We start from the raw sequence: 18,365 nt of genomic DNA, 5'->3' as shown, positions 1-18,365 counted from the left end.
TTCGTTCCTGGCCGGATCGACGAGCGGGTAAGCGCGGTTCCGGCCTATCTCCAGGCCCGTTGGTATGAATTCAAGTCGCAGCCCAGTGCAGGAACTCGTCGAGATCGTATGAACTGCCAGCTTCGTCGGTGAACGGCGGTATCGCCCGGGCAAGCGAAACAGTTTCGCCTCGTCTGGCCTGGCTGAGAAGATTTCTAAGCACCAGGAACGGAAGGCGCCGGAGCGTGACCGCGTTCAGCTTTTCCCGCGCCTCGTCGCGTCCCCAGCTTGCGGAGCCCCTGACCCGCGCTTCGGTGCGGAACAGCGCCTGCGCGATATTCGGGACGTGAGCCTGAAACTTGCTCAGCTCGTCAAAGACGGCCTTTACCTGCGGATCCTGAAACAGATCGCTCGGATGGGGCAGCTCGTCCTCGTCGAAAGCATGACCCATCATCTTTTCATAGTGCAGCCGAATGTCGGTTCCGAGATACGGCGTCATATGTGAAAAGATATGCTCCCACGGCACATGGTAGTCGAGATTGTTCCTCTCGATCATGTCGACGTTGCGCCTGATGTCATTCAGATTTGCTTCCGCATCGAACATGATGAAATCAAAAATCAGCTGTATTCCATAACTCTTCAGAAGATGCAGCGCCTCGTCGTTTTGCTCGGGCGTGGTGTCTTTCGCAAACCGCTTCAACGCGTCCCCGCTGCCACTTTCGATACCCAGTTCGACAGCTCTCAATCCAAGCCTCTGCAGCTCGGAAAGCAGGCTCTTGCCCTTGATCAGCTGGTTCACCCTCGTGGAAAAGCTGAAGGTGATGTCCGCTCGATAGCAGTGAAGCGCTTCCGCCACTTCCAGCGACCGCTTGGCGCTCACGAAGAAGTTGGCGTCCAGAAAGTAGATGTGTCCGTATTCGAGCCCATTCCTGGCTTCCAGCTCCTTCAGGTCGGACACGACCTTGGCCGCGCTCGCTTTTCGCCATTGCCGGCCGATCAGGATGATCGCGCAGAACGAGCAGCTATATGGGCAACTCCTGCTCGAGACCAGTCCCACCGCACGCTTTCGCGTTCCGCTTGCCCTGTCGAAGTAGAACAGCGGGTTCTCTTCGGTTTCGGACTGGAAATCGAAGGCAGGGGCCGGCAGGTCATCCAGGTTTTCCAGGCGGCTTCTGTCGGGCGCTACGACGCTGCGGCCACCGCTCATGTAGGAAATGCCGCTGATTCCGCTCAGCGGCAGCTTGCAGCGGAGTGCCTCGATGACTTCCAGTAAGCTCTCCTCGCCCTCGTTTCTCACGACGAGGTCGATTTCTGGATGCCTTTCGAAAAGCGTGGCATGGGCCGCGCTCGCGTGCGGACCGCCGCCCACGACCACGCAGTGCGGGTTTCGAGCCTTAACGGCTTCGGCCAGCCGATAAGCGGCCTTGGCGTTTATGTTGTAGAACGAGAGACCGACCACGGGATAGTCCGCAAGCCGATACCGCTCGACGATCTCGGTCGGATTCATTGAAGAATCGGAGAAGTCGAAACCTTTGGCGCGTACGCCCCGGTCGGCGAGGAACGCTCCGAGGTAGCTCAGCCCGAGTGGCCGCATGCTGCGCTCGCCGTCAGCCGAACCATACGGCACATTCACCAGCGCGATTTCCGTGGCTTTCTCCCGGCGAGCCAACCCGAATTCCCCACAATGCTGCGCTACCATCCGGGAGTTATTTGCGCATCGATGCACGTAACTTCCTGCAAGCGCGACGCTTTTCTGTCTTCACCCGGCACGACAATGTTCTCGCTCACCAAAAGCCTCAGCAGCGATTCGACCTCATTGTCTTGGAACGTACCGCTCTTCAAAAGGCGGCCGGCCTTCGATATGCCGACAAGCGCCTCGAGCATACGGGCGCTCGCCGAATTCAATCTCAATATCGTGCCTTTCGTTGCGATGACGATGTCTTCCTCTTCTCGGCGCCAGTAGGCATCGGAGGCCAGATGCCAACGCAGCGATCTCAGTTCGTTCGCGGAGCGTTTCGGCACGGCCGTTCGCTCATTTCTTCTTGGGGGCCGGCTTAACGTCCGCACGACCGGCAACTATAATAAAATCCTCTCCACCAATTTCTATCTTAGCAACGGAAGGATCATTCTTTTCTTCGTCGGTTGCCTCGTCCGCCGGGATGATCGTCACTTTTACTGATATATTTACCCTGCTGATCCGGCGGCTCTTCTTGACCATCCAATCCTCCTGCAATTAGGGCCAGTATATCAGAAGAATCTAATAAACATTGCACGACCCCCGGTGGCTGTCAAGACGACGGCTAAACTGGTGCGACGGATTTGCTTGTTACGAAGTAAGAATACTCAGCGCCCTGCGGTTCTCGGTCCAGTCGGCGCTCAACTGCGCGCGGCCTCGGCGGCCCTCAACCTCTCCTCAGCAGTTGCGATCAGGGACTGATACCGTGGATGACGGTGCAGGGGGTCGAGGTCGTTGTCATTCTTGACCCAATTCACGAATTGGGCGGGTATCCTACCGATGCAGGATTCCAATAGATCGAAAGCCTCGTCCAACTCCCCGACTTGAGCCATGGCGCAGGCTACGTTGTACTGTTCCAGCGTGTCGTCGGGATCGACGACGATGAGCGCGCGCGAAATCCATTCCTGGGCACGCTCGACCTCCCCCAGGTAAGCCAATGCGAGAGCGCCGCTCCCCACCGCATGAGCGTTGTCGGGGCGTACCGCGATCTCCATTTCGGCGCGTTCCACCGACTGCCGCGCCGCAGTGAGGCTTTCGTTGTGCCGGCCGAGCGCCCGGCAGCTCTGGGCTACAAAGCCGGGGGAAACATAGTCCGTATCTAGAAGCTCAGCAGCTCGCTCGAAATGCCTAATCGCCGCTTCATGGTCACCGAATCGTATGTTAGTGCGGCCGAAACAGTAGCGGACGTCATAGGAATCCGGATCGAGCCGCAGCGACTCCTCGTGCTCCGCGATAGCCTCCTCGTAGCGGCCGAGCTCGCCCAGGATCCGCCCCTTGGCGGCGTGGGCCTCGGCTAATGTCGGATCCAGCGAAAGGGCCCTCTCAGCGGCTGACATGCCCGAGTCCTGCGACATTCCAGCGAGATACCGATCCGCTTGGTAAAGCGCGAGCATGGCCCAGGCCTGGGCGTAGTTGGGGTCGATTTCCACGGCACGCCGACAGAATCGGAGAGCTATTTCCACCTGCCGCGGCCCATGCTGCAGGTAATGCCGGCCCAGCAGATAGAACTGGTAGGCGCGGGGATCATTGGTCGCGCGGTGTTCGATCGCCCGCCTCTCGGCCGGCAACAGCTTAACCTTCAATGCGGCAACAATGGCGTGCGCAATCTGATCCTGCAACGCGAAGATGTCGTTCAGATCGCGGTCGTATCGCTCTGCCCAGATATGATCGCCTCTGGCTCCATCAATCAGCTGCGCGGCAATGCGCACCCGCCCACCGGCCTTGCGGACGCTGCCCTCGACAACGTGAGTAACCTCCAACTGCCTGGCAAGTTGCCCCACATCGACGGCTTTGCCCTTGAAAGTGAAAGCGGTATTGCGGGCAGTGACGGAGAGCGTGGAAACCTTGGACAGGTCGATGATGATGTCCTCCGTAATGCCATCGCTGAAATACTCCTGCTCGGCATCGCCGCTCATGTTGATGAAAGGCAGGACGCAAATCGCAGGCCGCACCGGTCTGGCGCTCGAACGCTCCGCTCTGGGATTTTGTGCTCCACTCGCCTCAACAAGGCTCACCCCGAAAACCCGGATGGGGCGTTCGCCGTCCTTGACGACGTGCTCTCCGAAATCCCCGAACGTCACGGCGAGCCTTCCCGCTATGTGGTCGCGGACAGTCTGGGAAACGACGACGCTTCCAGGGCTGGCCAACGTCTGGAGCCGGGCAGCCACGTTGACACCCTCGCCGTAAAGGTCGTCCCCGTCGACGATCAGATCGCCCAGATTGACCCCGATCCGGAAGCGTATCCGCTGGGATTCCTCCAGATCGGACTGGCACTCGGCGGTTGCCCGCTGGATACCCAGGGCGCAACTCACAGCCGCAACGACGCTCGCGAACTCTACGAGCAAACCGTCGCCCATGAGCTTGACGACCCGCCCCCCATGTTTCTGGATCTCGGGCAGGACAAGCGTGCTGCGATTGCTTCGCAAGCGCTCAAGGGTTCCTGCTTCATCAAGCTCCATCAGTCGGCTGTAGCCGACCACATCGGCGCTCAGAATCGCTGCAAGCCGGCGTTGGACGCTTTCTCCTACCATGTGATGCCTCTGTTCCTGGAGGCCAGACTGGATTGTATGGACGGTCGGGTCAGGAGTCTATCCGAGCGAAAGGTGTACTGCCTCAAGTCCCAGTGTTGCGTAACGCCGATGTTACGATGCCATCGCCTAAAGAGGCCGGCAACCCTCGCCTTGGCGCAAGGCTCGCGGGCTCGAAGGGCCGCAGCCTTAGGCCCCGCGTTGGCGAAACCTCAAACCTGAAGCGCACATCGGTCGAGGGAGCGATTCTTTAGACTACGATCTGGGGGTCAGGAGTTCGAATCTCTTCGGGCGCGCCAATTACTTCAACACGTTAAATGATAACGCTCAGCTTCAGTCTCGCTCGTGTAACTTTCATGTAACCGATCCTCAAAACGAACACCCCAGAGAATTTATAATCGAGGCTGCATGAATGCGCATCGCAGATTTTGGCCCCCTCAAGGGCCGGTCTAGCGCCGACGCCTTCGCAGAGCGGATCGACCGGGAACAGGGATCGGTAAAGTCCGGAAATCCGCGGTTGCGATCGACGCTATTGGAAATGGCCTGGCTTTGGCTGCGATACCAACCGGGTTCGTTGCTCCGTCGATGGTTCAACGAGCGCGTTGCCCAGAATGGCGTCCGCTTTAAGAAGGTGATGGTCACCGCGCTGGCCCGCAAGCTGGTCGTGGCTTATGGAAGTACGTCAGGGCCGGCGTGGTGATAGAGGGAGCCGTCGTCGGCCATGACGACCTTGGTGAATCACAGTTCGGCCCGGGCCTGATCAGCCCCGCCGGAACAAGTGGGCGACCGCATTGCGGCAGGGTTAGCCGCCGTCATCGAGACTGGTCTCGTGCTCCGACCTGAGGTTCATGGAGCGGGACGGATCGCACCCCTTGTGCCGAACGCATGATTGAAAGGCCGATGGTTAGCGTCGTTCTCGTGAGACTGATGCTGAAATCCGCCCTGTACGGCCTCTCGTCAGGCTGGTCTAGCGCCGGTCGGCCTCTACCTGCAACGGCTTCTCCGACCTTCTTCCCCTGCGGCTTTGCCGCATTCCTTGCGGGACAACAAGCTCGGCTGCCGCCGTCCTCCGCTGACGCTGCGGTCCACAGGATGCAGTCGGCCAAACCGTCGCCTCACGACCGCTATCGAGGCCGCACAGGGCGGCTTCGTCAACCAGTCAGGAGAACGACTATGGCTACCATCGGCAACTTCCAGCAGTCCAGCGACAACGAGTTCAACGGCGAGATCGTCACCCTCTCCCTCCAGGCCAAGAAGGTCCGTATCGTACCCGATACGCGCTCCAGCGGCGAAAACGCTCCCAGCCACCGGGTCTTTGTCGGCCGCATCGAAATCGGCGCCGCCTGGTCCAAGCAGTCCAATGAGGGCCGCAACTATCTTGGTCTCAAGCTCGACGATCCCAGCTTCACCGCTCCGATCTACGCCAACCTCGTCGAGGACGAGAACGACCATGGCTACAGCCTCATCTGGTCACGACCGAGCCGCCGCAACGGCGACTGAGCACCTTCGACACGACGCCCCGTATCGGACGGGGCGTCGTTCCCAAAACCCTAGCCACTCACCAGCTCAGAACCACAGCTTGACGAGTGATCCCTCATGTGAGGTCGCGACATCCTCCGGCCCGAGAAAACAGAAGGAACGACCACAATGGCTACGATCGGCACTTTCTCCCGCACCGCGAACGGCTTCTCCGGCTCGGTTAAGACCCTGAACCTCAACGTGAAGACCGTGACGTTTGTCCCTGCAGAAGGCGGCAACGAGAAACTTCCGCATCTTCGCCGGAGCCACTGAGTTCGGCGCAGCATGGAAGAAGACTTCGCGCGAGGGACGCGACTATCACTCGGTCAAGCTCGACGATCCGAGCTTCCCCGCCCGATTTATGCGAGCTGGTTGAGACCGATACCGAGGGGAGTTAGTCCCGCCGCGCCGCTGAGTGATTGGGCCGCTTCGCCATGTTCATGTTCGCCACTGCACCACTGTCTGGTGCAGCACGCTACGCTTTGACGGGTGCTTTGCGCCTTCTTCACCGGCGACTTGACTGCGGTTGCAGTCGTTGTCGCTGCTGCCGCCCGAGCAGCTCGTTTTGGTTTTTCCGCCGCAGCTGTCGCTGGTGCTGCCGCCCTGCGCCCGAGCCCGATTGATTTCGCAAGGGCCGAGCGGGTTGCGGCGTAGTTCGGTGCCACCATCGGATAGTCGGAGGGCAGGTTCCATTTGTGGCGGTATTGGTCAGGGCTCAGATTGTAATGCGTGCCGATATGACGCTTCAGGGATTTGAATTTCTTTCCGTCTTCCAGGCAGATGATGAAATCAGGTGACACTGATTTCTTGATCGACACCGCGGGCTCCAGTTTGACTGCGGCTGGAGCCACAGGTGTGCCGATCCCTTGCAAAGCAACATAGGTGTCCCCAATCAGCTTCGACAACTCGCCGACCGGCAGGGGATTGTTCGAGACATAGGCGGAAACGATGTCGGCGGTAATTGCTACGAGATCAGCCTGGTCGTTTTGGTCTGCAGAAACGGTCATCGAGTTTTCCTCTTGTCTAATGGCGCGCGTTGAAATGCTTTTGAACGGCAGGCCAACCTACTGGCTCAGCGAATTGCTCTGGCGTCCCGCCTCAGAAGCGCTTGCCAGCTTACAGCCGACAACCGGTTTGCCGACGCGGCATCGCTGTCGTCGCTCGGGGTGCCAGCCTTGGACATGGGCGCGAACAGGACCACGCGGCCGAGCACTGCCTGCCTGCCAGGGTGCGGTGTGGTCGCCGGCTACGAGATCCCTCTCTTTCTGACGAACTGGGACAGTCTGACCGCCGCTATTTCGGCCCGCTCTCGCCCACATCAATCGTCCAGCGCAATGCCGTCTGGGTCACCAACACCTCTCCGGCGTCGGGTTTTTCCAACGATCGCTGCGCGGCGAGCCGTGAACGCGCGGACAGTCATCGTCAAAGGCTTACGAAAGTACAAAAGCAGCGGGCAATCGGCACCTTTCGCGACGACACCCGCATCTCGGTGACATCTCAACTCTGACGCTCGACGGAAAGCTTGCTGTCGTGCTGACCGAGAAGCCGACGCAGAAAGGCCTCACACTGTCGCGTCTTCTGCGAAGGCAGGAGATCGGCGCGGCGTAGGATCGCACCGGCGACAAGGCCGGTGGTATCTCTCCATCTCGATCGACCATCCACAGCCTGTCCGCGCCGACCTGTTCCAGTCCGTTGCCGAGACAAGTGTCTGGACCTTGCACTGGACCCGGCTGTCGAACCGCGATGAGCGCGGCTGAGCGGATGCTCGGATGGCGACGGTCATGACGTCTTCTTCTTGCCGGCGAGCTGCTGCTTCACCCCAGCCGGGTTGGCGTCCGCCGGGCGCAAACACGCGCCGTCCATCAGCCAGCTCAATCGCCGCCATGGCGTCGGGCGGCTGCACCAGATCGCGCAAGGCCGCGAGCGCGGGCGGCTCATTTGCTGCGCCGTCGGCAAGCACCACCGTTGCCAGTTGCGGCGCCTTGCGAGCGGTCAGGCCGAACTCGACCCGCCAGCGGAACACCATGCGGGTGGCGGCGACGCCATGGCGGCGACAGACCTGCGCAACGGCGACGCCGAGCTTCTCCGTCTCCTGCACGATCGCCCGCTTCTGCTCGTCGCTGAAGTGGCGCCGGTTCGATCGCCCATCCACCGCGTCCGGCGTCAAGCGATATTTGCGTCGCGCGCAATTAGCAGCGCTGCTTAATTGGGCTCGGGCACTCGGATGAAGCAGGGATCGCCAGTCCATTTCGTCGCCGGATTCTTCCAGGCGATTGCGCCAGATCCGCAACGCATGCGGCGACAGACCAAGTGCAGCGGCATACTCCGCATGCCCCATGCCGCTCCAGTTCATCGCCTCCACATGCATGCTCCAGAACGCGCGCAGAGCGACCGGGCCGTTGTCGGTGCGCCTGCCGTAGCGATAGCACGGAGGCTTTTTGGGCCGCTTCGGCGGCACCTTCTTGCGCGAACGTGCTGCCTTCTTCCGGTGCAAATTCTGCAGCCTTTCCGCACGTTTGCGCAGATCATCCGCGCTCACCAGATGGCGCATCCACAGCTCGAATGTGGTGATCGAGAGATCGCGTCGGCGACAGTATTCCAGTGCATCCTGGTTGCCGCGATACCAGCTCGCAACATGCGACGACCAGTAAGGACTGTTGGCCTTGGCCCAGGAGCGGCGAGCCGCCATCGGAGATCCTCCACATGATGAAGGAACTCCACATGAAGCTCATTTGCACTAGCCGAATAGGTGCAGGGACCGGACGCTTACCGAGGGTGGATTAGGACAGCGAGGGTCGATTAGGACAGCAAGATAAAGCGAGCTGGCGCTCGCCTTCGCTTCGCTCGTAAGTATCTGTCTGCACATTGTTTTTTCGGGCGGACGCCGACGCAACGCAGAATGACGTGAGGTGCGGGGCTGACGGGCTACGGTTATGCTGTTGATGTGAAACGCAAAACTGTGGTGCCGTAGCGATGTGCGATCGGCGCTTCTACGCCACAACAAGTTTTTGCGCGCCGTAGCAGGCTCGGTGCTCCAGCCATCTTGAAGCAGGGAATCTGACTCCCGATGCTCTCGCCATGGCAAATCGTGACAGCGAAAGATTCCAGGTTCGCACCGGCCGAACGCGCCGCGGCAGCACGCCGGTCAATTCGCGCACGCTGCCTTTCGTGCGTCAGGTCGAGATTGCCATCCGCAAGCAGGGCGGCAATCCCAATCGCCTCGGCGCAGGCAGCGGCGCCGGGAAGAGGAGTGGCCGCTTCAACGCGCGCGGCCGCGGCGGCAAGGTGGCGGCAGACTTGCCGAAGGACGGCGGCGGTTGGAAGCAGGATGGCAACGGCATTCGCTTTCGTTCGCGTCGCGTCGTGATGAAGGCGCGCGTCGTCAAGCTGCCGGGACGAGGCAAGGGGACCACCCGGCGCGCCCAAAAATTCGTGACGACGAGCAAGGCTGTCGATGCGCATCTGCGCTATCTCCAGCGCGACGGCGTGACCAGGGACGGCGAGAAGGGCAGGGTGTACTCGGCCGTCGACGACGAGGCCGACGGCAAGGCCTTCGTCGAGCGCGGGCGCGGCGACCGGCATCAGTTCCGCTTCATCGTCGCGCCCGAGGATGCCGTGGAGATGGAAGACCTGCGCTCCTTCACCCGCGATCTCATGCGGCAGATGGAAGCCGACCTCAACACCCGCCTCGACTGGATCGCCGTCGACCACCACAACACTGGCCATCCGCACACCCACATCCTGGTGCGCGGTGTCACCGACGACGGCAAGATCCTGAACATCGCCGGCGACTACATCGCCCATGGCATCCGCCACCGGGCAGGCGAGCTGGTCGAACGGGAACTCGGGCTGCAAAGCGAGGTCGAAGTCGCCCGCAAGCTGGCCAACGAGGTGGACGCCGAACGGCTGACAAGGCTCGACCGCATGCTGATTACCGAACAGCAGGAGCATGATCGTGTCGACCTGCGGCCCAATGCCCGCGACAGCTACACAATTCGCAGCAACCGCTACCTGCTGATCGATCGGGCAAAGACACTGCAGCACTTCGGCCTGGCGAACGAGATCGAGCCCGGCCGGTGGTTGATCTCCGACAGGACCGAAAGCACGCTGCAGGCGCTTGGCGAGCGCAATGACATCATCAAGACTATGCATAGGGCGCTGGAGGAACACGGCCTCGCCGACGAGCGGGGTGCTGCGCAATATGGCATGCACCGGAAGACCATCACCGAACCGATCGTGGGCCGTGTGCTCGCCAAGGGCCTTGCTGGCGATGAGATGAGCGACCGCCTGTCGCTCGTCATCGACGGCGTCGACGGGCGAACGCACTATGTCGAGACCGCGGATGCGGCAAAGCTCGACGACATTCAGCGCGGCCATATCGTGGCGCTTGCTCCGATGCTGCCAAAGGAGGAGCCGCGTGCGGCCGACCGCAACATCAGCAGCGCAGCGGGCGAGGGTGGCTTCTATCGCCCGAGCGGACACCTGGAGGCAATCCGCGAGACATTTTTGGAGCAGGGCAAGGACCCGGACGCCTTCGTCCGTTTCCATGTCCGCCGTCTCGAAGCGCTGCGCCGGGCCGGCCATGTCGAACGCATCGATGAAGACCACTGGCGTATTCCAGAAGACCTGTCCGAGCGCGGTATCGCCTACGATAGCCGCAACGCCGGCAAGGACTTCTCCGTGCGTGTGCTCTCGACGTTCGATCTTGACGCGCAGGTCGGCAGCGATGGCGCCACCTGGCTCGACCGGCAGCTTACGGCCAGGAACCCGGTGCCGCTGGTGAGGTCAGGCTTTGGTCTCGACGTGGACACCGCACTCGACAAACGGGCCGCCCAGCTCGTCACGATGGGCCATGCCGAACGCGATCCAACCAGCGGGACTATCACCTTCGCGCGCAACCTTGTTGCCACGCTGGAGCGCCAGGAGGTCACGCGCGTCGGCAAGGAAATGGCAGCTGCCCGCGGCCTTACCTACGCGCCCGTTCAGCTTGGCAATAGTGTCGGCGGCACGCTTCTTGGCTCCATCCGTCTTGCCAGCGGGCGCTTCGCCATGCTGGACGACGGGCTCGGGTTTCAACTGGTGCCGTGGCAGCCGATATTCGAGAAGCGCATCGGCCAACACATCACTGGCGTCGTGCAAACCAGCGGTGGCATCGACTGGAGTTTCGGCAGGAAGCCCGGCCTGGGACTCGGTCTGTGAGGGTTGGTCAAACGCCGCATATGGCGAGCAGATCGTTATCTCATCCTGAGTTGGGCGGAAGCCTGTGGTTCATCGAGACGTCCCCGGGTGACGCTGATCGCCACTGACCTGGCTGCGACTGTCGCCTCTGGTCGGCCGTTGTTAAGATTGTACTGAATCCCGCGCTCAACCGATCAGCAACCGACTATGATCGCCGCAATCTGACACCTGGATGATTGCCGTTGGTAAACTCCACGCCTTCGCCCTCAAGAACGGCACGAATCTTCTCTTGAGTTTCGGCAGATACAATCGGACCGTTCTTACTGTCGCTTTCGCAGCGCTTGATTGTGGGAACGGAAACGCCCGCGCGGCGGGCAAGCTCCGCCTGGGCGATACCGATCAACGCGCGGGCTGCCCGCATCTGTCCTGGTGTAACCAAAGTCTGTTGATCCCTTTAGATCATTCCTGTATGATCCAAAGGTATCAGTGATACCCTTGGGCCGAGGGTCCGAGGTGTGGCTAGACATAGTGTTGGCGCACCGTGCCCAGCCTGACCACAACCCAAGCTGATTTGGAGCTCGGATCATGGATGATTCCGACAATACCACGACTCTGCTTCCCGTCACTCGCAGGCAAGTGCTTACCGGGACAGCGGCAGCTACTACAGCGTGGACGCTAGAACGTAAGCAGTCTGCACGGGAGGCCGGAAGGACGAACGTGTATTCTGATCCTGCTCTGACGCTTTGGCGAGAATGGGAGAAAGCCCACAAGCTGACAGAGCAGCTTTGTCAGCGGCAACAGCGCCTCGAGACGCAGCTTGTTCACAGCGTCGGCTTTCCTTGTGTGAACGTTCGCCTGCCCGAAAGTGGGGACGTGACGGTCCGCTCGCTCGAGGAGCTCAACGAAGTGCTCGGCAAATGGCCGGACGCGGCCGCTCTGCGTGAAAAGGCTGAAGCCGAATTCGCTGCGCATCAGGCTAGGTGGGACGCGGCAGCCGAGGAGACCGGTTACACCGCCGCGCTCAGGGCCGAGCGCGAGGCCGGCGACCGCGTGGAGGATCTGCTGGAAGCGTTCTCATCGACGGGCGCCACGACTCTCGCCGGTGTGGTGGGCAAGCTCGATGCGGTGTTGCGAGAGGGCGAGGCCTGGGAAGAATGCTCCGAGTTCCCCTGGCCGCAAATCCGCTCGGCGCTCGGCGATCTGGTTCTCATCGCCCGGCAGGCGGCCGACGACTAGCGGGGTCCCAAGCCCATCACGTGGCGGGCTGGCGGCCACCTCCGCGTCCAGCTCGCATCAACTGGATCCAATCCGAAGCGGAATCCAGCCAGACGGCATTGTGCCAAAGCACCATTCCAAGGTGCGCCCGCGATTTGAGCAACAAAGCTCAAAGCTGGCTGAACAATCCCAGAATGTAAGAAGCGTGCGATCGAAACAAGCGAGCGCGCAGGGGCAATATGCAAAAGGAAGCGTCTGACAGATGCGGATGCTCGAGAACATTAGCTTGAACTTACATTCAAGAATCCTAATTTGGAGGAAAGCGTGTCGTCGACATTTCTGCAACACTTCTTCTTTCTCTTCTTAATGCATTGCTTTGTCGCCATCCGACGGCGGATACAGGCAGACAGGGCAATTTGGGTTTGCGGGAACGCATGTGGGCGCGGCTACGCCGATAGTCAGGCTGGACAGTGGCGTCGTCTGTTTGACGCTGATGACGCAGTATTGCGTCAGCCCGCCGATCCCGACGCCATTCGCCATGAAGCGGAATGGCACGTGTCGTCCACTACATGTTTAAGCCATGGTCCAGAGCGATTTTGGAGGGCACAGTTTATGTTCTGTCGCATTAGGTTCATTCAACGCGCGATAGCTGCCGCAGTTTCGGTAGGAGGGATGGTCGTTGGTCTATTGGCTGCAGCGACCTTGGCTATTGCTTCGATTTCTCCCGACCCCGCCATGACGTTCCAGTTAGTTCGAAATTCTGATCCAACTTGCGAGCCCGTATGTCCGGAATGGATTTATGCACATGGTTCTATCGAGCCATACTCGCCGCCAGAGCTACGCAAGCTTTTCGATTCATTGGGATCTCGTCGCCTGCCAATTCTGATTGAATCGAATGGAGGCGATCGCAGGGCAGCAGAAGAAATGGGTCGGATGCTCCGCAAGCGAAGACTGACTACCGGGATCGGGCTGACAAGCTTTGAAAAATGCACAGAGCGATTGGCCTGCCAGAAGCAACCATATCTCGCAGGGAAGGCCCGTTTTGTACTGGCCACTTGCATCTCAGCTTGTCCGCTGTTGTTTGCCGGCGGGCTGACTCGGCTGAACAGCGCGAGGAACGTGGTGGCCGTGCATATTGGCACGGCGGTGATCTACACAGACAAGGATAGAAAATTCCAAGCCTTGAACGGGAAACGGGCAGACAAGATCCTGCGCTCGGCGAGGATCGCAGTTGAGAGTTACCTCGTCGAGATGGGCGTTAAGGCAGAGTTGGAAGATGCAGCCTATGCCCACGAAGGTTTGTATGTTGTGCCATTCGCAGAGCAGAAGCTATGGAACCTCACGACAGGTACGATTGAGGATCAAGATTTCACCAAGCCCCAGTTTTGCAAAATCAGGCCGTTGCCGGAAAGCTGCGTATCGCGCGCCGGCAAGTGAGTGACTGAAGCCAAGTGGTTCGGAGCGTGTTGGCTAATCGAACGGCGGGCCGATCGATACAATGGCCACGGAGGTATTGGATTCTATGATGGCTGAAAACTGGGTTCCGTTATCCGTCAATGTGCTCCCTGGGATCATCAAACTGAGCTTGCATTGGCCGCGCAGTCGCAGAATGCGCTCTTCATCGATACGACCGATGCCATAAGCGACCATCATTAATTGACCGCCAGCCATCGCTCACACTGGCGCCCTACCTAGCACTGAGGGCCGACCTTTAAAGGTTAGCGTGAATTCTGCGCTATATGCATGGTATCTTATATTCAATTGTGATAATATAGTAATCGACCCCCAAATTCGACATTTCTGCAACACTTCTTCTTTTCTCTTCTTAACGCATTGCTTTGTCGGCGTCTGACGGCGGATACAGGCAGACAGGGCAATTTGGGTTTGCGGGAACGCATGTGGGCGCGGCTACGCCGATAGTCAGGCTGGACAGCGGCGTCGTCTGTTTGACGCTGATGACGCAGTATTTACGCCAGCCGGCGGACCCCGACGCCATTCGCCATGACCTTGGGCTGGGTGAGCGGGTCGCAGATCGCGTTGACATCGTGCGGGCGGCGAAAAGGCTGAAGCTCAAGGCCAAGATTGCCAAACCTTCGCCCAAGCGGCTGGACCGGCTGCCGCTGCCGGTGATAATCGAGAAGGCAGACGGCAGCTTCGCCGTGCTGGCGGCATTGTCCGCGGGCAAGGTGCTCTTGCAGGACCCGCAATCGGGCGCGCCGCAGGAGTTTTCTCGCGCCGATTTCGACCTGCTGTGGGGCGGCTACGTCGTGCTGGTCACCAGCCGCGCCTTCTCGCAGGGCTTTTCGCGGCGATTCGATTTCTCCTGGTTCATTCCCGAGATCATCCGTTACCGCTGGATTTTCGCCGAAGTGCTGCTCGCGTCGTTCTTCGTGCAACTGCTTGGCCTGATTTCGCCGATCTTCTTCCAGCTGGTGATCGACAAGGTCCTCGTCCACAACGGTCTGACCACGCTCGAAGTGCTGGTGATCGGCCTGTCGGCTGTTTCGATGTTCGAGGTGCTGCTCACTGGCCTGCGCACCTACACCACCATCCACACCACCAGCCGCATCGACGTGGCGCTTGGCGCCAAGCTGTTCCACCATCTGCTCGGCCTGCCAATCGCCTATTTCGAAGCGAGACAGACCGGTCAGACCGTGGCGCGCGTGCACGAGCTCGAGAATATACGTGCCTTCCTGACCGGCTCGGCGCTGACCGTACTGCTCGACGTGCTGTTCCTCTTCGTCTTCCTGGCGGTCATGTATCTCTACAGCCCCTGGTTGACCCTGATCGTCATCTTGTCGATCCCGGCCTATGTCATACTGTCGATGGCGGTGACGCCGGAGTTCCGGCGCCGCATCGAGGAGAAGTTCAACCGTGGCGCCGAGAACCAGACATTTCTGGTCGAATCCATCGTCGGCGTCGAAACCTTGAAGGCGATGGCGGTCGAGCCGCAGATGCAGCGGCGCTGGGAGGACCAGCTCGCCGGCTATGTCGCTGCCGGTTTCCGCACCGCCAGGCTCGCCAACTTCGCCAGCAACACCGCCCAGTTCATCTCCAAGGCAGTGATCGTCGCCACCATGTGGTTCGGCGCCAAGGCGGTGGTCGCCGGCGACATGACCGTTGGCCAGCTGGTTGCCTTCAACATCATGGCCGGGCGCGTCTCCGGGCCGGTGCTGCGGCTGGCGCAGCTCTGGCAGGATCTGCAGCAGGTGCGTATTTCCGTCGACCGGCTGGGCGACATCCTCAATGCGCCGATCGAAATATCGGGCGGGGGCGGGCAGGGCTCGCTGCGCAAGATATCGGGCCATGCCGCCTTCGATCACGTCACCTTCCGCTACCGGCCGGGCGAGCGCGAGATCCTGAGCGACGTGTCGTTCAAGACCGAGCCTGGCGAGATCGTCGGTATTGTCGGGCCTTCCGGTTCCGGCAAGAGCACCGTCGCCAAGCTGTTGCAGCGGTTGCACGTGCCGGAGCGCGGCCGGGTGCTGGTCGATGGTGTCGACCTGGCGCTGATCGACCCGCGAAGCCTACGCCGCCAGATCGGCGTCGTCTTGCAGGAGAACATCCTGTTTCGTCGCACTGTGCGCGAAAACATTGCGCTGGCCGACCCGGCGCTGCCGCTGGAACGGGTGATCGAGGCGGCCAAGCTGTCGGGCGCGCACGAGTTCATCCTGCAGCTCAAATCCGGCTACGACACGGTGCTGGAGGAGCGCGGCTCAAACCTCTCCGGCGGCCAGCGCCAGCGCATCGCCATCGCCCGGGCGCTGGTCACCAATCCGCGCATCCTGATCTTCGACGAGGCGACCAGCGCGCTCGATTACGAATCGGAATATGTCATCCAGCAGAACATGCGGCTGATGGCCAAGGGCCGTACCGTGTTCATCATCGCGCACCGGCTGGCCGCGCTTCGCGACGCCACCCGCATCATCACCATCGAGGCCGGCCGCATCACCGAACAGGGCTCGCATGACGAGCTACTTAAGCTCAACGGCCGCTACGCCCAGCTCTACCGGCTGCAGGCACAACAACGCCCGACCGCCCCACCAATGCCAGCCGAGGCGGCGGAGTAGGCGATGGGGCGCTATTGGCAAGCAATCAGGGAAGGCGTGGCGCGCGAGACCGGCAGCAAGCGCCCGACGCTCAACCGCGACGAGCGCGCCTTCCAGGCCGCCGCCATCGAGATCCTCGAGACGCCGGCCTCGCCGGCCGCCCGCATTTTCTCGGCGCTGATCATGCTGTTTGCCGTCGGCACGCTGGCCTGGTCGTGGTTCGGCCGCATCGACACCTATGCCACCATCCAGGGCAAGCTGATCCCGATCGGCAAGGTGCAGGTCATCGAGCCGCTGATCACCGGCACGGTCAAGGCGCTTCACGTCAGGGCCGGCGACCATATCGCGGCTGGCGACGTGCTCGTTGAGCTGGAGCCGGCCGAATACGCCGCCGAGCGGCGGAAGAACGCCGGCAACCTTGCCGCCGCCGAGGTGTCGAAAGCCCGGCTCGAGGCGCTGGTCGATGCGGTCGCTGAAGGCACGCCGTCGGCCGAGGCAAGATTCGTGGTTCCGGCCGACGCGCCGGCGCCGCTGGTCGAGCTGCAGCGCCTGCAGATGCGCCAGTCTCTTGCCGCATACCTGGCTGAACAGGAGAGCCTCGAAGCCGAGATCGCCCAGAAGCGCATAGAGATCGAGCGCGGCAACAGGACACTGGTCGAACGCCGCAAGCTGGTCAGCCTGGCCGGCGACAGGCTCGATGTCTTCGAGGAGCTGGAGAAGCGGCAAGTCGGCATCAAGACCAGCACCATCGACGCGCGCCAGAGCGAGCAGGACCAGTTGATGGCGGCGGTGTCCGACGAGGGCCACATCGCCGAGCTCGAAGCGACGACACGGACGCTTGCCGCGCAGAAACGCGCGCGCCGCGAAGCCTATCTCGACAAGGTCGCGACAGAACTGATCGAGGTCGACCGTTCGATCGGCGTCTTGCGGCAGGACCTGGCCAAGGCCGAACTGTTCGAGCGCGCCAGCCTGCTGAAGTCGCCCGTCGCCGGCCGCGTGCAGCAGCTGGAGGTCAACACGCTGGGCGAAGTGGTGCAGACTGGACAAAAGCTGATGGTCATCGTGCCGGATGGCACGGCGCTCGAGATCGAGGCGATGCTGCTCAACCGCGACAAGGGTTTTGTGCATGAAGGGCAGGAGGCGCGTGTCAAGCTCGAGGCCTTTCCATTCACCCGCTACGGCACGCTGAACGGCAAGGTGCTCACTGTCTCCAACGACGCCATCCCGGCCGGCGCGCCGCAGCCGGGTGCTCCGGCGAAGGGGGAAACCGCGCGGGACGCCGCCGGGCCGCTGGTGTTCCCGGTCAGGATCGCGCTCAATGAGACGTCGATCCGGGTGGAGGGCAATGACGTTGTTCTGACGCCAGGCATGTCGGTAACGGCGGAGATCAGGACCGGGAACCGGCGGGTGATCGAGTTCCTGCTTGATCCGCTGATGGAGATGACGGATGAGGCTTTTCATGAAAGATGAGACAAAAGAAGTTACGCTGTATACTATTCTTCTGCACTCCTGCGGAGCGCTAAAGATCGCGTTCACCTGTCGCAAAACATTGGGATAGATATGTCAAAATTCACCTCAATCTCATTTGCAGTATTTTTTATGGTATTTTGGCCACTTCATGAAGCTCGAGCAGATGAGACATGGGACACCATAAATGACAAACTTTCAGAATATAATGACAACGGAGATTGTAAGAGTGCGTGGATGTTGTTGTGGGAAAACCGCAACGCACCAGGAGTATATGGTTATTTGATGCTGTCGGCTCTTGCTGCGGTGGGAGAGCATCCTTGGTTGCCGAAAACAAATGAAAAAAACGATCAAATCGCCTTTGCCTTTGCAATTTCCGCGATTCAAAATAGTCAGATAACGAGCTTAGATAAGTTAGATGACTACAAGAGTGACTCGCTGTTTCTGCCACTTTCGATAGTTGAGGGTCTTGTTAGGCGCCTCTCAGGTACGAAAGGGGGAAAGTACTACGACCCTTCTTTTGCGACCTGCATGCAGTCGGTCGGTTCGGAAGCCGAGGATAAGTTTGGTATATGCTTTGGGCGTATGATTGAGAGAATGCCTAACGTCGGTATCAATTCGGACATCACTGGAAAGCTTCCAACTGATCTACGTATTGAATGCGCCGCAACCAAGCAACAGGAATAAGGAGAGTGT

15 protein-coding genes and 3 pseudogenes are annotated in these 18,365 nt (G+C 60.5%); 10 read left to right on the top strand and 8 right to left on the bottom strand.

Features of this window, described 5'->3' with window-relative positions:
- Window positions 1–70 precede the first annotated feature (70 nt).
- From NKG95_RS02980 to NKG95_RS02965, 4 genes are all read right to left on the bottom strand, one after another.
- Entirely contained in the window at window positions 71–1,648 is a 1,578-nt protein-coding gene (locus NKG95_RS02980) for a B12-binding domain-containing radical SAM protein (RefSeq protein ID WP_353039932.1), read from the bottom strand.
- A gap of 23 nt (window positions 1,649–1,671) precedes the next feature.
- The gene (locus NKG95_RS02975; protein ID WP_353039931.1) at window positions 1,672–2,001 is read right to left on the bottom strand and encodes a hypothetical protein; all 330 of its coding nucleotides are present in this window, start codon (window positions 1,999–2,001) and stop codon (window positions 1,672–1,674) included.
- 10 nt (window positions 2,002–2,011) lie between these two features.
- The gene (locus NKG95_RS02970; RefSeq protein ID WP_353039930.1) at window positions 2,012–2,197 is read right to left on the bottom strand and encodes a hypothetical protein; all 186 of its coding nucleotides are present in this window, start codon (window positions 2,195–2,197) and stop codon (window positions 2,012–2,014) included.
- A gap of 158 nt (window positions 2,198–2,355) precedes the next feature.
- A complete protein-coding gene (locus NKG95_RS02965) occupies window positions 2,356–4,245 on the bottom strand; it encodes an adenylate/guanylate cyclase domain-containing protein (RefSeq protein WP_353039929.1) in 1,890 nt (629 codons plus the stop codon).
- Window positions 4,246–4,685: 440 nt separating this feature from the next.
- Between NKG95_RS02965 and NKG95_RS02960 the strand changes: the two are divergent.
- The 3 genes and pseudogenes from NKG95_RS02960 to NKG95_RS02950 form a co-directional block, all read left to right on the top strand.
- Window positions 4,686–4,959 (top strand): annotated as a pseudogene (locus tag NKG95_RS02960) (transposase); the annotation flags it as partial.
- Between the two features lie 456 nt (window positions 4,960–5,415).
- Window positions 5,416–5,742 carry a DUF736 domain-containing protein gene (locus NKG95_RS02955; protein WP_353039928.1) on the top strand — a complete coding sequence of 109 codons (327 nt, stop codon included), beginning with the start codon at window positions 5,416–5,418 and terminating at the stop codon, window positions 5,740–5,742.
- A gap of 147 nt (window positions 5,743–5,889) precedes the next feature.
- A pseudogene (locus NKG95_RS02950) lies at window positions 5,890–6,115 on the top strand (DUF736 domain-containing protein); the annotation flags it as partial.
- A gap of 4 nt (window positions 6,116–6,119) precedes the next feature.
- Here NKG95_RS02950 and NKG95_RS34245 read toward each other — a convergent pair.
- On the bottom strand, window positions 6,120–6,767 hold the full coding sequence (locus tag NKG95_RS34245) for a Ros/MucR family transcriptional regulator (RefSeq protein WP_502913916.1): 648 nt from the start codon (window positions 6,765–6,767) through the stop codon (window positions 6,120–6,122).
- A 636-nt stretch (window positions 6,768–7,403) separates the two neighbouring features.
- Between NKG95_RS34245 and NKG95_RS34240 the strand changes: the two genes are divergently transcribed.
- Entirely contained in the window at window positions 7,404–7,517 is a 114-nt protein-coding gene (locus NKG95_RS34240) for a hypothetical protein (RefSeq protein ID WP_502913918.1), read from the top strand.
- A 230-nt stretch (window positions 7,518–7,747) separates the two neighbouring features.
- On the opposite strand, the pseudogene NKG95_RS34235 reads toward NKG95_RS34240, so the two are convergent.
- A pseudogene (locus tag NKG95_RS34235) lies at window positions 7,748–8,008 on the bottom strand (transposase); the annotation flags it as partial.
- Between the two features lie 830 nt (window positions 8,009–8,838).
- Here NKG95_RS34235 and NKG95_RS02935 point away from each other — a divergent pair.
- Window positions 8,839–10,959 carry a DUF3363 domain-containing protein gene (locus NKG95_RS02935; RefSeq protein WP_353039926.1) on the top strand — a complete coding sequence of 707 codons (2,121 nt, stop codon included), beginning with the start codon at window positions 8,839–8,841 and terminating at the stop codon, window positions 10,957–10,959.
- Between the two features lie 184 nt (window positions 10,960–11,143).
- Here NKG95_RS02935 and NKG95_RS02930 read toward each other — a convergent pair whose 3' ends face one another.
- Entirely contained in the window at window positions 11,144–11,359 is a 216-nt protein-coding gene (locus NKG95_RS02930) for a helix-turn-helix domain-containing protein (RefSeq protein ID WP_353039925.1), read from the bottom strand.
- A gap of 164 nt (window positions 11,360–11,523) precedes the next feature.
- On the opposite strand from NKG95_RS02930, the gene NKG95_RS02925 reads away from it, so the two are divergent.
- Window positions 11,524–12,174: a hypothetical protein gene (locus NKG95_RS02925; RefSeq protein ID WP_353039924.1), complete on the top strand. Its 651-nt coding sequence runs from the start codon at window positions 11,524–11,526 to the stop codon at window positions 12,172–12,174.
- Between the two features lie 303 nt (window positions 12,175–12,477).
- Window positions 12,478–13,590 carry a hypothetical protein gene (locus tag NKG95_RS02920; protein WP_353039923.1) on the top strand — a complete coding sequence of 371 codons (1,113 nt, stop codon included), beginning with the start codon at window positions 12,478–12,480 and terminating at the stop codon, window positions 13,588–13,590.
- 33 nt (window positions 13,591–13,623) lie between these two features.
- On the opposite strand, the gene NKG95_RS02915 is transcribed toward NKG95_RS02920, so the two are convergent.
- The gene (locus NKG95_RS02915; RefSeq protein WP_353039922.1) at window positions 13,624–13,824 is read right to left on the bottom strand and encodes a hypothetical protein; all 201 of its coding nucleotides are present in this window, start codon (window positions 13,822–13,824) and stop codon (window positions 13,624–13,626) included.
- A gap of 227 nt (window positions 13,825–14,051) precedes the next feature.
- On the opposite strand from NKG95_RS02915, the gene NKG95_RS02910 reads away from it, so the two are divergent.
- The 3 genes from NKG95_RS02910 to NKG95_RS02900 all read left to right on the top strand — a co-directional run bounded on the left by NKG95_RS02910 (window position 14,052) and on the right by NKG95_RS02900 (window position 18,356).
- Window positions 14,052–16,223 carry a type I secretion system permease/ATPase gene (locus tag NKG95_RS02910; protein ID WP_353039921.1) on the top strand — a complete coding sequence of 724 codons (2,172 nt, stop codon included), beginning with the start codon at window positions 14,052–14,054 and terminating at the stop codon, window positions 16,221–16,223.
- A 3-nt stretch (window positions 16,224–16,226) separates the two neighbouring features.
- The gene (locus NKG95_RS02905) at window positions 16,227–17,672 is read left to right on the top strand and encodes an HlyD family type I secretion periplasmic adaptor subunit (RefSeq protein ID WP_353039920.1); all 1,446 of its coding nucleotides are present in this window, start codon (window positions 16,227–16,229) and stop codon (window positions 17,670–17,672) included.
- Window positions 17,673–17,762: 90 nt separating this feature from the next.
- Window positions 17,763–18,356 (top strand): hypothetical protein, encoded by a 594-nt coding sequence (locus tag NKG95_RS02900; protein ID WP_353039919.1) that lies wholly within the window; start codon window positions 17,763–17,765, stop codon window positions 18,354–18,356.
- Window positions 18,357–18,365 lie beyond the last annotated feature (9 nt).

It is taken from the genome of Mesorhizobium sp. M1423, assembly GCF_040317575.1.
GTDB lineage: Bacteria > Pseudomonadota > Alphaproteobacteria > Rhizobiales > Rhizobiaceae > Mesorhizobium.
Note: the sequence above shows the minus strand (reverse complement) of the source record. Positions and strands in the feature narration are given on the sequence as shown.

What these genes read in the sequence shown, in the direction of transcription:
- NKG95_RS02970 (WP_353039930.1), bottom strand. Translation starts at nt 2,197, where the DNA reads ATGGTCAAGAAGAGCCGCCGGATCAGCAGGGTAAATATATCAGTAAAA.
- NKG95_RS02965 (WP_353039929.1), bottom strand. Translation starts at nt 4,245, where the DNA reads ATGGTAGGAGAAAGCGTCCAACGCCGGCTTGCAGCGATTCTGAGCGCC.
- NKG95_RS02955 (WP_353039928.1), top strand. Translation starts at nt 5,416, where the DNA reads ATGGCTACCATCGGCAACTTCCAGCAGTCCAGCGACAACGAGTTCAAC.
- NKG95_RS34245 (WP_502913916.1), bottom strand. Translation starts at nt 6,767, where the DNA reads ATGACCGTTTCTGCAGACCAAAACGACCAGGCTGATCTCGTAGCAATT.
- NKG95_RS02935 (WP_353039926.1), top strand. Translation starts at nt 8,839, where the DNA reads ATGGCAAATCGTGACAGCGAAAGATTCCAGGTTCGCACCGGCCGAACG.
- NKG95_RS02930 (WP_353039925.1), bottom strand. Translation starts at nt 11,359, where the DNA reads ATGCGGGCAGCCCGCGCGTTGATCGGTATCGCCCAGGCGGAGCTTGCC.
- NKG95_RS02925 (WP_353039924.1), top strand. Translation starts at nt 11,524, where the DNA reads ATGGATGATTCCGACAATACCACGACTCTGCTTCCCGTCACTCGCAGG.
- NKG95_RS02915 (WP_353039922.1), bottom strand. Translation starts at nt 13,824, where the DNA reads ATGGCTGGCGGTCAATTAATGATGGTCGCTTATGGCATCGGTCGTATC.
- NKG95_RS02905 (WP_353039920.1), top strand. Translation starts at nt 16,227, where the DNA reads ATGGGGCGCTATTGGCAAGCAATCAGGGAAGGCGTGGCGCGCGAGACC.
- NKG95_RS02900 (WP_353039919.1), top strand. Translation starts at nt 17,763, where the DNA reads ATGTCAAAATTCACCTCAATCTCATTTGCAGTATTTTTTATGGTATTT.